The sequence below is a fragment of the Rothia sp. HMSC066G07 genome (genome assembly GCF_001814485.1).
Classification (GTDB): Bacteria; Actinomycetota; Actinomycetes; order Actinomycetales; family Micrococcaceae; genus Rothia.
Genome location: NZ_KV816933.1, coordinates 138,238 through 150,680 on the forward strand (window position 1 = coordinate 138,238; position 12,443 = coordinate 150,680).

9 protein-coding genes are annotated in these 12,443 nt (G+C 60.3%); 4 read left to right on the forward strand and 5 right to left on the reverse strand.

Translation table 11 applies throughout. The features are described from left to right. Nucleotides 1-506: 506 nt before the first annotated feature. Together HMPREF2971_RS08830 and dinB are read right to left on the reverse strand one after the other, a co-directional pair. On the reverse strand, nucleotides 507-908 hold the full coding sequence (locus tag HMPREF2971_RS08830) for a DUF3040 domain-containing protein (protein ID WP_049350360.1): 402 nt from the start codon (nucleotides 906-908) through the stop codon (nucleotides 507-509). A gap of 239 nt (nucleotides 909-1,147) precedes the next feature. Beyond that, nucleotides 1,148-2,557: a DNA polymerase IV gene (gene dinB, locus HMPREF2971_RS08835; RefSeq protein ID WP_049350361.1), complete on the reverse strand. Its 1,410-nt coding sequence runs from the start codon at nucleotides 2,555-2,557 to the stop codon at nucleotides 1,148-1,150. Nucleotides 2,558-2,742: 185 nt separating this feature from the next. Here dinB and HMPREF2971_RS08840 point away from each other — a divergent pair, with 185 nt between their 5' ends. Then, nucleotides 2,743-3,975: a polyprenyl synthetase family protein gene (locus HMPREF2971_RS08840; protein ID WP_049350362.1), complete on the forward strand. Its 1,233-nt coding sequence runs from the start codon at nucleotides 2,743-2,745 to the stop codon at nucleotides 3,973-3,975. A 125-nt stretch (nucleotides 3,976-4,100) separates the two neighbouring features. Here the strand turns inward: HMPREF2971_RS08840 and HMPREF2971_RS08845 are convergent, their stop codons facing one another. Further along, nucleotides 4,101-4,469: an Rv2175c family DNA-binding protein gene (locus tag HMPREF2971_RS08845; protein WP_005506572.1), complete on the reverse strand. Its 369-nt coding sequence runs from the start codon at nucleotides 4,467-4,469 to the stop codon at nucleotides 4,101-4,103. Nucleotides 4,470-4,717: 248 nt separating this feature from the next. Between HMPREF2971_RS08845 and HMPREF2971_RS08850 the strand changes: the two genes are divergently transcribed. Beyond that, nucleotides 4,718-6,418: a serine/threonine protein kinase gene (locus HMPREF2971_RS08850; RefSeq protein ID WP_239663355.1), complete on the forward strand. Its 1,701-nt coding sequence runs from the start codon at nucleotides 4,718-4,720 to the stop codon at nucleotides 6,416-6,418. Nucleotides 6,419-6,585: 167 nt separating this feature from the next. On the opposite strand, the gene HMPREF2971_RS08855 is transcribed toward HMPREF2971_RS08850, so the two are convergent. Beyond that, nucleotides 6,586-7,950: a class II 3-deoxy-7-phosphoheptulonate synthase gene (locus HMPREF2971_RS08855; protein ID WP_070692596.1), complete on the reverse strand. Its 1,365-nt coding sequence runs from the start codon at nucleotides 7,948-7,950 to the stop codon at nucleotides 6,586-6,588. Between the two features lie 335 nt (nucleotides 7,951-8,285). Further along, nucleotides 8,286-9,035, reverse strand: coding sequence for a lysophospholipid acyltransferase family protein (locus HMPREF2971_RS08860; RefSeq protein WP_049353010.1), 750 nt, complete (start codon nucleotides 9,033-9,035; stop codon nucleotides 8,286-8,288). 225 nt (nucleotides 9,036-9,260) lie between these two features. Here HMPREF2971_RS08860 and HMPREF2971_RS08865 point away from each other — a divergent pair, with 225 nt between their 5' ends. Together HMPREF2971_RS08865 and HMPREF2971_RS08870 are read left to right on the forward strand one after the other, a co-directional pair. Continuing rightward, complete coding sequence (locus HMPREF2971_RS08865) at nucleotides 9,261-10,127, forward strand: alpha/beta hydrolase (RefSeq protein ID WP_070692598.1); 867 nt, start codon at nucleotides 9,261-9,263, stop codon at nucleotides 10,125-10,127. Nucleotides 10,128-10,277: 150 nt separating this feature from the next. After that, on the forward strand, nucleotides 10,278-12,440 hold the full coding sequence (locus HMPREF2971_RS08870; protein WP_070692602.1) for an AMP-dependent synthetase/ligase: 2,163 nt from the start codon (nucleotides 10,278-10,280) through the stop codon (nucleotides 12,438-12,440). Nucleotides 12,441-12,443: the final 3 nt, after the last annotated feature.

Here is a 12,443-nt window from a genome sequence, read left to right on the forward strand (position 1 = left end):
CCCCTGATGTGTGCCGTTGTGCTGAAGCCTGCGGGAGCGTGGTTGCTCCACACATCCTGTAGGTGCCGGTGGCGGGGTGTGCCGGGCCGACGCCTCCGCCGTCTGTTTGAGGGCACGGCGATAGGACTGACTTTCAGCTTTCCCCTCCACTTTACCCCACTTTCCACCACCTACCCCACCCGGCAGAGTATCTTTTAGTGTTTTTATGCTCTCTTCTGCATTTTTAACGCTGCCGCACAGCTTCTACACAGCTTCGGGCGTATTCCCGCTCAGTGTGCAACCCTCAGATTGCCTGCTTCGAGGGGGCTCAGGTCTGTTCACCGTTCGGGTCTGTTCACGGTTCGGGGCACAACACCCGGCACCGGGAACTGAGTGCAGAAAATGGGCACAAGAAAGCGGAGGTAAGAGAATTCTTACCTCCGCTTAATCAGTCTTGAGTTTTGAGATGTTCGCATCGGGGGTCAGCTCTATGAGCTAAGCCGCGAAGCTTCTGCACCCTAAATGCTTTAGAGCTGGCCGTTATTACGCTCGTCCCAGCGGTTCTCCAGGCGGTTCATGAAGGAAGACTGATCCTTCTGCTCGCGCTGACGCACACGGGCTGCGCCTTCTGCCTTACCGCCGAGGAAGGAATCCACCGGGGTCTTCTTGCTGGTGGTTGCGAAGTACACGCCACCGGCCGCGAAGAGGAAGCCGAATACGCCCAGCCAAATCATGTTAGATGCGACCGCGCCAATAATGATGCCCAGGCCGATGAGAACGAAGAGAATACCGAGAGCCAAATGGCGAGCACTAAAAACCGGCGCAGTATTGCCGGTTGAAGACATGGAGGAGGCAAAGTGCGGATCCTCATTGCTCATGAGTTCTTCAAGCTGGTCCAGAACCTTCTGTTCGCGCTCGGACAGTGCCATCGTTTTCTCCTTTGAGGTGTCTCTGCTCAAGATGACGTCGGTATCAGCCGGGTTAGCTAGTGCATCAGCTGGCGCGGTGAGCGCTTCTTCCCGTCGTATGCTTCCCATGGTACCGCGCCGGGTGGGGTTGGCGCATTCTTTTCAGGCAGAAGCGCCTTAAGGTCTTCTGCGGAGGGTGCCATCCTTTCGGCGGAGCTTTCCTCAGCATAGTTCCCTTCCTCAGCCTTTTGCCCAGTCTTTTACTTGGCTTTTTGTCCAGCCTTTTCCTCGGCTTTCTGTTCCGGCCCAGCCACCCCGGAGGCGGGTTTGAGGCTTTCGCGGCTGTACTTGCGGTGAATGGCGTCCATGACATGCTCCACCTCGGACCATCTGCCGCTTTTCACGAGGCGCGCGCCAGATCCCAAGTGAATACCAGACCCCGAGTAAATACCAGCCCCTGTGCGAGTACCGTTCTGCGGACTATTACCAGCTCCCCCGCCGCGTCGTTGTGCGGAGCCAGTTTGTATGGAGCGCGAGTTTGCCCCACTCTCGATGGAGTCGAAGAGAGTTTGTTGCACCCCGTCTTCTGCGCGGGCAAGCTTTTCGGCACGCACGCCGATAAGTCGCAGGGCGCGGGGCGCCGCTTGCCCTACCAAGATTTCATCTGCGCGCAAGGCTTCCAATGCCAAGGAAGCAATCTGCATGCCGGAGTCTACGGGCACGTTCAGGGCAATAGCGCGGGTGTGCGTTTCGAAGGTGCTGTAGCGGATTTTGAGGCTGAGCCCTCCGGCGAGTTTCCCGGCGGTGCGCAGGCGCTTTCCCAGTTTGAGACTCAGCTCCCGAATAGCAGCGCTCACCTCCTGGGCATCGGTCGTATCCGTCTCGAAGGTGTGCTCGCCACCCATGCTTTTCTCTTCACGTTCGGTGATTACGGGGCGTTCGTCAATGCCGCGCGCCATGGCCCAGAGGTGCTCGCCCTGGGCGGTACCGAAGCGTTCTTTGAGCCAGTCCAGGCTCATGGACCTCATCTGGGCGATGGTGTGAATACCGTATCGGGAGAGCTGCTCGGTACTCTTCGCACCCACTCCCCACAGGTCGGAGACTTTTCTCGGGTCAAGAAATTCTTGAACGCGCTCGGGTGGAATGACCCACAGCCCGTTCGGTTTACTACCGGTGGACGCCATTTTGGCAAGCAGTTTATTGGGCGCAACCCCCGCGGAGGAGGGCAGGGAGAGTTCCTGCGCGATGCGGTCGCGAGCGCGCTGCGCCAGGGCGACGGGATCGTGGCCGTGCAGATAGGCGCCGGTTAGGTCCACGAAGGCTTCATCCACACTAACCTGCTCAACGTAGGGACTCAGATTGTTCAGGATTGCCATGACGGCACGGGAGTAGTGCCGGTAGTCGCCACGCAGCGGCAGGACGGTGGCGTTGGGGCTGAGGTTCCGGGCGCGGCTAAGCGGCATGCCGGAGCGCACCCCGTGGGCGCGCGCCTCGTAGGAAGCGGAGCATACAACCGAACGGGGTCCCAGCGGCGCCACGATAATGGGTTCGCCACGCAGAGCGGGGTTTTCGAGGAGCTCGACGTTGACAAAGAAAGCGTCCATGTCCAGGTGCATAATGACGCGGCCGTTCCTTGCGCCGCTGTTCTTGCCGGTTCGCGCCTGCCCCATGTCGCCTCCTCTCATAGCTTCTACGCCCACCTACCGAAAATATAGCACATTTCTACGAAAAATGGGAGTAATCTATCGTAAACATGTTCGTAAATGCGTTCTCTTGGACTTTTCTCCACTAAGCTAGAAGAAGTGCACACCGCACCGCATCAGGACCGTACACAGCGACCATCAGCAAGGATAGTATGACTCCCCATTCTCCTTCCGGAGCACCCACTCCCCAGGCGACCGAGAGCCTCACCGTAGCGGCGCCGAATATCCAGGCGGATTCTGCGCACCTCGCTGAGCGCATTGCTGAAGAGCAGCGAGCCTACCTGCACGCTTTTGACACTCTCATGGCGGAGTTTTTTGCCCGCCAGCGCGAGTTACTCGAGGGTATCTCCCCCGAAACCCTGCCCCTGCTGGAGGCCATCGAGTCCCTCTCCACCGGCGGCAAGCGTCTGCGCGCGCTGCTGAGCTACTGGGGTTGGCGAGGTGCCGGCGGTGCACCCGTAACCGAGGAACGCGCATCCTGGTCTATTGTGAAAGCTGGCATGGCGGTGGAGCTGTTCCAGACCTCCGCGCTGATTCACGACGACATTATTGACCGCTCCGACACCCGCCGCGGCGCTCCCTCCGTGCATAAGCGTTTTGAGGCGGCACACGAGCAGAATAGCTGGCGCGGCGATGCGTTCAACTACGGTCTGACCGGCGGCATCCTTGCCGGTGACCTGACCCTGGCATGGTCTGCCGAGGTTTTCGCGTCCCTGGGTGAGGGCGCAATCTACGGCGCCCCGGCGCGCACCATTTTCGACCGGATGCGCACCGAGGTTCTGGCGGGTCAGTACCTGGACGTCTACTCCGAGGTTCTCGAAACCGAGGACGCCCAGGCGGCTCTGCAGCGTGCCCTAAACGTGATTCGCTTCAAGTCCGCCAAGTACTCCTGCGAGCACCCCTTCACGATTGGTGGCGCTCTGGCTCTGCAGGCTGCCGCACTGGAGGACGGCACGGGTGCCGTGAGCGAGCAGCACCCGGTACTCGCCGCCTACCGCGCGTTCGGTCTGCCGCTGGGTGAGGGCTTCCAGCTGCGTGATGACGAGCTGGGCGTCTTCGGTCAGCCCGAGGTGACCGGTAAGCCCGCTGGCGATGACCTGCGTGAGGGTAAGCGTACCGTGCTGGTGGCGCTCACCTCCGCTGCCCTCAACGAGAAGGATGCGGCGCTTCTGCACAATAGCTTGGGCGACCCCGAGCTGAGCGATGAGCAGGTGGAGCGCATCCGCGAGCTGATGGTTTCTTCGGGTGCTTTCGCCAAGCATGAGCAGCTGATTGAGCAGAAGTCTCAGGCTGTGTTTGAGGCACTGGAGGCGATGAACCTGGACGAGCTGACGCATGCGGCACTGACCGATATCGTGGGTCGTGCTCTGCGCCGCAAGGCATAGATGCGCTACGTCGCAAGGCGTAGAGGTCCACCACATATAAACGTTAAACAAGTTGAGGCGACATACCGGAGTATGCCGCCTCAACCTATTTAGCTATAGTACTGAGCCGCTATTACCAAGCCGGATTACCAAGCCAGTGCCTGCGCACGGCGACGAATCTCAGTCTTACGACCGTCAATCAGTGCGTCGATGGGACGACCGGGCAGGGACTCGTCGCTGGTGTACAGCCACACGATAGCTTCTTCATCGCTGAAGCCGGAATCCTTCAGGACAGCGAGGGTGCCCTTGAGGGATTCGAGCACACGCGAACCGTTCATGAACAGTGCGGGTACCTTGCGCACGTTGGTTTCCGGGTCGCGCAGAGCGATGAGCGTACCGTCAGAAATCAGGTTGTGAACGCGGGTCACCTTCAGGTCGAGTGCCTGCGCAATTTCGGGGATGGTTACCCAATCGCCAACGAGGGCGAAGGTCTGAGCAATATTTTCGTTAGTCACCTTTTAAGAGTGCCAGAGCTGGCACGTATTTACCACTTTTGACCCGCCGCAGGTTCGCTGCCCCTCCCGGGTTCTTTCGTTCTTGTACTTTGCCCGTTGTTCTTGCGTTGGAGTCGGGTCCACCGGCACTTTGTAAGAATTCGCTGAGTGTTCACCTGCCCGGCGCCCTCTAGTATCGCTTCTGCCCAGGTGGGCGGGCTAAAATGTTGAGACGTATGAATACTCCCAGCCCACGCCGGATTTCTCCCGTGAACCCTCGTTCTTCTGCAAATACTTCTGTTCCTCCCGCCACTCGTCCCGCTGCCCCGGATACCGCTATTGGTTCTTCGCAGTGGCTCAGTGGCGCCATTATTGAGGGTCACTACCAGGTGGGTTCGCTTATTGGCCGCGGCGGCATGAGCGAGGTGTATTATGCGCTGGACCTGTGGTCGAATAACCCGGTTGCGCTCAAGGTTCTCTCCCCCGCTCTGGCTGAGGATGCAGCGAACCGTCAGAAGTTCCACCGTGAGGAGCGCTCGATGCGCCAGGTGGGTGGCGGCGGGCATACGGTGGGTGTGATTTCGTCGGGTACCGAATATTTTTCGGGCGAGATGGTCATGTATATCGTGCTCGAGTATGTGCACGGTTGTACGCTGAGCCAGTTGCTACGTGTACGTAATGCCCTCTCGCTGGGTGAGGCTCTGGATATCCTCATTCCGGTGGTGGAGGCGCTCTCGGAGGTGCACGCTAACCGCTACCTGCACGGCGATATTAAGCCGGGCAATATTCTTCTCGACGCTAACGGCCAGGTGAAGCTGACGGACTTCGGTCTTTCCCGCCGTGACGATCAGGTGGATGCTGGCGCCCCCATGGGCACCCCCGCCTACGTAGCGCCGGAGGTTCTTGATCCGAAGGTGAAGGTCGGCGCACAGGCCGATATTTTTGCGCTCGGCGTGATGATGTACCGCATGCTTTCAGGTCGTCTGCCCTTTGTGGGTCTGGAGAATGACCAGCAGGTGCTCTACCACAACGCCAACATTGAGATGCCCGCGCTGACCGATGTCGCACCGGGTGCGGACCGCGATATTGCGGGGCTGATTTCGTGGTGTACCCGCAAGCAGCCTCACGCCCGCCCCGAGGATGCGACCGAGCTGTTCACGGCTCTACTGGAGATTTCTGAGTCACTGGGTGAGCATGAGCGAGCCTGGCGTGCCCCCTCATGCCCGGAGCCGGAGCTTCCTCTTTGGGAGGCCGTCGCCGATATTGCGGAGCGTAGCGGCGCCGCGCAGATGGTGCGTAACACCCCGATTAGTGCTTTTAGCGATGCCCGCGATTTGCTCGCCTACGATGTCTACTCCCCCGATAGCCTCGTGTACGATGCCTCGACGGCGGGTCAGGGCGTGCACCTTGCCGACGTGGATGCTGAGGACTCGGTGCTCAACCGCCAGGGCATTCCGCCTCTGGTGAGTTCCGCCTCCGATAATGACGATTCTGACACTGATCAGGAGCAGGAGGGCTCAAAGGGCAAATCCAGCAAGCGTGGTCTGGGCTCATTCATGAGCCGCCGTACCGCCGCGGCGAAGGGTCCGCTGACTCAGTCCGTTGGTATTGGCCCGCAGACGGAGCAGGAGTTCATCTCAGCTCATGGCGAGTACGCCCCAATCCATGCGGAGCGTTCGTTGAGTCCCTCCGGCACACGTCGTTCGAAGTCTAAGGGGGCGGCGAGCGCGTCGGAGGCTTCACCGGCAGAGGAGACCGCTTCTTCTCAGGAATCCGAGCAGTCTTCGCAGAAGGATCCTCGCCTGCCCGCCAAGCAGTTTAGGACCCCGCCCTCGGGTATGGCGGTGGGCGGTTGGGCTCTGGCACTGATTCTGCTGGGCATGGGTTCGAGCTTTACCGGTTGGTGGCTTGCGACCTCACTGGTGCAGTCGCAGTGGTGGCACAATATTGAGGCGTTCCTGACCTTCTAGTAGTGCTCCCCCCTCGAGCACTCCGTCCTCGTCTGTGCACTCCGTCCTCGTCTGTGTGGTGCACAGGTTAAACGCAATGCCCGGGTCTTCATTCACAATGAGTGAAGACCCGGGCATTGTTTTTCTGCTATTTCTCACCGACTAGTACGGCGAGGCGTATGAACGTTTTATGCGCGGTTCTTGAGGTACTCGGAGACCAGGAACGCGATTTCCAGGGACTGCGAGTGGTTCAGACGCGGGTCGCACAGGGACTCGTAGCGGTCAGCCAGTGCTGCCTCGTCGATAGCGTCGGAGCCGCCCAGGCATTCGGTCACGTCGTCGCCGGTCATCTCCACGTGGATACCGCCGGGGAACGAGCCCAGAGCCTCGTGCACCTCGAAGAAGCCGCGAACCTCGTCGAGCACGTCGTCGAAGCGACGGGTCTTGTAGCCGGAGGGCACGGAGATGGTGTTGCCGTGCATCGGGTCGGTCACCCACACGACCTTCGCGCCCTCGGCCTGCACGCCTTCAACGATGGAGGGCAGCTTCTCGCGAATGTTCTTCGCGCCCATGCGGGTGATGAAGGTCAGGCGGCCGGGCTCGCGGTTCGGGTCGAGCTTGTCAATCAGTGCGAGTGCGTCCTCGGTGGTGGTGGTCGGGCCGAGCTTCACGCCGATGGGGTTGCGGACCTTGGAGAGGAAGTCCACGTGGGCGTCATCGATGCCGCGGGTGCGCTCACCAATCCACAGGAAGTGTGCGGAGGTGTCGTAGGGCAGGTGGGTGCGCGAATCGATGCGGGTCAGGGCGCGCTCGTAGTCCAGAACTAGTGCCTCGTGGCCGACGTACATGTCGGTGGTCTTGAGTGCTTCGAAGTTCACGCCGCATGCTTCCATGAACTTGAGGGCGCGGCCAATTTCGTTGGCGGTCTTCTCGTAGCGCTCATGCGCGGGGTTGGAGGTGAAGCCGCGGTTCCACTGGTGCACGGCGCGCAGGTCTGCGAAGCCGCCCTTGGTGAAGGCACGGATCAGGTTCAGGGTGGAGGCACTGGTGTGGTAGCCCTGCAGCATGCGCTTGGGGTCGTGTACGCGGGCTTCGGGGGTGAAGTCGAAACCGTTGACGGTCTCGCCGCGGAAGGAGGGCAGGGTGACGTCGCCGCGGGTTTCCATGTCTGCGGAGCGCGGCTTGGAGAACTGGCCCGCCATGCGGCCCATCTTCACCACGGGCATGGAGGCGCCGTAGGTGAGCACTGCAGACATCTGCAGGATGGTCTTGATGCGGCCGGAGATCTTGTCGGCGGTTGCACCAGCGAAGGTTTCTGCGCAGTCGCCGCCCTGCAACAGGAATGCGCGGCCTTCAGCGACCTCACCGAGTGCCTGGCGCATGGCGTCGACCTCACCGGCGAAGACGAGCGGCGGTACCGAGTTCAGCTCGGCGATAGTGCTCTCAAAATCTTCGTGCTCGCTCCAGGTGGGCTGCTGGTCAATGTGCAGCTGACGCCAGGTGTCTAGGCCGTGGTCGGTGGCCTGCGAGGTGTTGAGGTTTTGATTGCTCATCTTCACTCCATCGGGATGGTCTTGTGCGTTTTCTGATTCAGCCGCGTTTCGGGTGCTCGGCGCGCCGTGTGCGGCGTGCTGGCTTGCGATTCTTCAGGCCGAATAGACCTAATTGTACTCTTGCTTGCTTCAACACCTAACCCTGCAGTCAGGTACATCTCACATGTTTAGATAGCGCCACCCGGCGGCGGCGATAAGCGGGTTGATGAGCGCCGTTGCAGAACGGCATACGAAAGGGCGGGATGCGGCATGTACCGCATCCCGCCCTCTGGCGTATGTGCGCATCTGGAGTATATGCGCACCCGAGGTGTTGTCTCAGGGTGCTGTCTCAATGCCTAGTGCTGCAGGTGTGCGACTGCCTCATCAGCGCTCATGTTTTTATCAGTCATGAGCTTCTTGACGCGGTCGGCGTACACGTCCACGTATTCCTGGCCGCTGAGGGCACGGATCTCGGAGCCAATACGGTCGGCGATTTCACGCTGAACGCGGTGGCTCAGGTCTGAGCCGTCGGTGTATTCCTCGAAGGTGAGGGGCTTACCGATAATGGTACGCACCTGGATGGGCTTGCCGTCATGGCGCAGACGGATACGGTTCGAGCCGGAGGGCTGAATCAGGTCGGTACCAATCTGTCCGACGGGCACTACGGGCACGCCTGCTTCAACTGCGAGGCGGGCGACACCGACCTTGGGGCGGTAGCCGCGTCCGTCGGGGCTACGGGTGCCTTCGGGGTAGATGCCGATGATGCCGCCGTCCTTGAGGACCTGCGCGCCGGCGTTAAGGGATTCCTGGCTCTTCTGGCCGCCGGAGCGGTCCATGGGAAGCTGGCCAACGCCGCGGAAGAATGCCGCCATGGCGCGGCCCTTCACGCCGGGGGTGGTGAAGTAGTCGCTCTTGGCGAGGAAGTTCACGGTGCGCGGCATGGCGAGAGGAATAAAAATGGAGTCGCAAAATGCCAGGTGGTTGCTGGCGACGATGTAGGGCCCCTCGGGCAGGTTTTCCAGGCCAACCACGTCGTGGTGGTACAGTCCCTGCAGCAGGGGTGAGCCAAGAACCTTGAGCGTTGAATAGAGGGCGGTGTTAGGCATTGGGGACTCCTCTCTGAATATTCCCGGGTCAATTCTATCTTGTCTGGAGCGTAGCGAGAGAACGCGCGATAATTAAAGAAAAGAGAACGATTTTTCTGCGCACCGGTGTATCGGGTGCGCTGGGGGCGATATACCAGCATCGGTGCTGTATCCGTGGTAGCCGGTCAGGGTACGCTATAGAGCCTCACCTGCGCTCATACTCGCGCAGGTTGGCGGAGGAGGACCATGAGCATTTTCGATAATTCGCTGGAACCGATTAAGAGGATTCGGCGCAAGGCTCGCGAGCGCAGGCTTCTTGCGACCCAAAATGTTAAGGAATCTTTGGCGCGTCGCCTCGGGGAAGAGCAGGATGCGTTCGACCACTCCCCTGTTTCTTTTGCCCCTGATTCGGTGCAGCATTCCGTGGGTATTTTGCTGGTGCATGGTTTTACGGGTTCGCCGCATAGCATGCGCCCGGTGGCTCAGCGTTTTATGGAGCTCGGCTATGCGGTGGAGATGCCCGTGCTGACCGGTCACGCGACCCGTTGGCAGGATTTGCGTGATAGCACGTACCAGCAGTGGCTGGCTTCTGCCGAGCAGGGGTACCGCCGCCTGACCGATCAGGGCCTGCAGGTGGTGGTCATTGGCATGTCGATGGGCGGCACGGTGGCGACTCATCTGTCGGCGCGTCTGCCGGTGGTGGGTACGGTGCTGATTAACCCCTATATGGTGGATGTGAACCCGATGATGCGTCACGCCGGTAGGGTCTCGAAGGTTCTGCCGGTCCTTAAGGCAATCGGTTCCGATATTGCGGTTCCGGGTGTGAATGAGGGCGCTTACTCGCTGGTTCCGACGGCGGCGGTGCATCAGCTGCATCTTTTGGGTGCTGAGACTCGCGCCCTGATTCCGCAGTTGAAGTCGCCGGTCCTGTATTTGCGTTCACTGGGCGATCATACTGTGTCGGATAGCTCCCACAAATATTTTCTCGAACATTGTTCAGTTCCTGTAGAATTTAGGTGGCTGACCCGCAGCTACCATGTGGCAACCCTGGACTATGACGCAGAGTATCTTCTCTCCACCATCCAAGATTTTGTCGCATCCCTATACCACTAATTCTGCGGCTCCGCTCGCTGCAACTGGCGCAAGCATCACCCGCCGTGGCGAGTAGAACAGCAGATAGATATTACGGCTCCTCGGGCCATCGAGGGCACCCCGCGGCACCGGATCCGCCACGGGCTCACGCCCTGATTTGAAAGGCGCATTATGAAAGTCTTCTCCACTCCCGCTGAGGTTATTGTCGACCCCTCGCTGAACCTGACAAGCATTGTTGAGCGCCACCGTGCCGATAGCTCCAATCCGGTGCTGTACCGTCGTCAGATGTCTCCGGGTAACTGGCAGCCGGTTCGCGCCCAGCAGTTCCACCAGATGGTGACCGACCTGGCTAAGGGCATGATTGCCGCCGGTATCCGCCCGGGTGACCGTGTGGGTATTATGAGCCGCACCCGTTTTGAGTGGACTGTCATTGACTTCGCGATTTGGTATGCTGGCGCTGTCTCCGTGCCGGTGTATGAGACGAACGCTGCCGCACAGGCGGCGTGGGCGCTGTCCCATTCTGAGGCAGTCGCTATTTTCGTCGAGGATGAGAAGCTCCTGAATCGTGTGGCTGAGGCGGAAGAATACGCCGCTTCTACTTCTGAGCCGTGCCAGCTCAAGCACCGCTGGGTCATTGAGAACGGCGACCTTGATGCCCTCAGTGCTCGCGCCTCCGAGGTCAGCGATGAGCAGCTGGAGCAGGTACGTTCCGCAGCCGGTTGTGACGACCTCGCGACCATTGTGTACACCTCCGGCACAACCGGTCGCCCTAAGGGTTGCGCGCTGACTCACGGCCACTTCCTGAACCTCAGCGCCAACACCAGGCTGGTCGAGCCGGAGATTGCGAACTCCCGCAACTCCTCCATTCTTTTTTTGCCGCTGGCGCACGTTCTCGCGCGCCTGATTCAGGTTCTGGCGCTGGATGCTGGCCTGGTTATTGGTCACTCCCCCAACATCAAGAACCTGGCGTCTGACCTGGATAGCTTCAAGCCGACCATGCTGCTGGTGGTGCCCCGCGTCTTTGAGAAAGTGTACGAAGGTGCCATGGCAAAGGCGGCTAAGGGCGGCAAGTTCAATAAGTCTCTGTTTGAGCGTTCCACCGATATTGCGGTGCGCTGGTCGCAGGCGAAGGTTGAGGGTCGTGTGCCCCTCAAGCTGGCGGCGCAGTACGCTCTCTACGACAAGCTGGTCTACTCGAAGCTGCGTGCGGCTCTCGGCGGCGAGCTGCGTTACGCGGTCTCCGGCGGCGGTCCCCTCGGCGAGCGCCTGGCGCACTTCTTCCACGCGGTGGGTGTGCAGGTGGTTGAGGGTTACGGCCTGACCGAGACCTGCGCCCCGATTGCGGCTGGCCGCATCAACCCGTACCAGATTGGCATGATTGGCCCGCTCATCCCCGGTTCCGAAGGCTATATTGCTGAGGACGGCGAGCTTCTGGTTCGTGGCGTGGGCGTGATTAGCAGCTACTACAAGAACCCCGAAGAGGACGCTCAGGCGTTCACTGAGGACGGCTGGTTCCGTACCGGTGACCTGGCTCATTTCGATGAGCGCGGCTACCTGAAGATTGTGGGCCGCAAGAAGGAAATCATTGTCACCGCCGGCGGGAAGAACGTGATTCCGGGTATTGCGGAGACTCATCTTCGTACCTCTCCCCTGGTTTCTCAGGCGATGCTGGTAGGCGATGAGAAGCCGTTCGTTGCGGCTCTGGTGACCCTGGATCCGGATACCCTGCCCGAGCAGTTGGAGCACTTGGGTCTGCCGCGTTCGCTCTCCATCCCGGAGGCTGCTGTTCACCCGGCGGTTCGTGCTGCAGTTCAGAAGCTCGTGGACGAGGCGAACCAGTTGGTTTCCCGCGCTGAGGGTATTCGCGAGTTCCGCATTATGAACCGCGATCTGACCGAGGCGGACGGCTATCTGACTCCTTCGCAGAAGTTGCGCCGCGCGAAGATTCTGCAGGACTTCTCCTCCTACGTGGATGAGATGTACGGCAAGGTTTCCGATAGCACGTCGGATTCTTTGGCTCGCCTGCAGGAGTACGCGGCGGAGCAGTCTGAGAAGTTCGCTGAACTGCGTGAGCAGGCGGCAGAGCGTCTGCACGAGTACGCGGACCACCAGGCGGAGCGTCTTGCCGAGCTGCGCGAGCAGGCGGCTGAGAAGTTTGAGGAGCTACGTGAACAGACCGCCGAGATGATGCAGAAGCCTCAGGAAGAGGAGGCTGAAGAGGTAAAAAAGGCTGAGAAGTCTTCCGCTAATGCTCCCGCTGAGAAGCCCGCGCAGACTGAGAAGAAGACTGTTGCAGAGCAGAACCCGCAGAAGTCTGACAGCGACAAGGCATAACCG

What these genes read in the sequence shown, in the direction of transcription:
- HMPREF2971_RS08840 (WP_049350362.1), top strand. Translation starts at nt 2,743, where the DNA reads ATGACTCCCCATTCTCCTTCCGGAGCACCCACTCCCCAGGCGACCGAG.
- HMPREF2971_RS08830 (WP_049350360.1), bottom strand. Translation starts at nt 908, where the DNA reads ATGGCACTGTCCGAGCGCGAACAGAAGGTTCTGGACCAGCTTGAAGAA.
- HMPREF2971_RS08865 (WP_070692598.1), top strand. Translation starts at nt 9,261, where the DNA reads ATGAGCATTTTCGATAATTCGCTGGAACCGATTAAGAGGATTCGGCGC.
- HMPREF2971_RS08855 (WP_070692596.1), bottom strand. Translation starts at nt 7,950, where the DNA reads ATGAGCAATCAAAACCTCAACACCTCGCAGGCCACCGACCACGGCCTA.
- HMPREF2971_RS08870 (WP_070692602.1), top strand. Translation starts at nt 10,278, where the DNA reads ATGAAAGTCTTCTCCACTCCCGCTGAGGTTATTGTCGACCCCTCGCTG.
- HMPREF2971_RS08860 (WP_049353010.1), bottom strand. Translation starts at nt 9,035, where the DNA reads ATGCCTAACACCGCCCTCTATTCAACGCTCAAGGTTCTTGGCTCACCC.
- dinB (WP_049350361.1), bottom strand. Translation starts at nt 2,557, where the DNA reads ATGGGGCAGGCGCGAACCGGCAAGAACAGCGGCGCAAGGAACGGCCGC.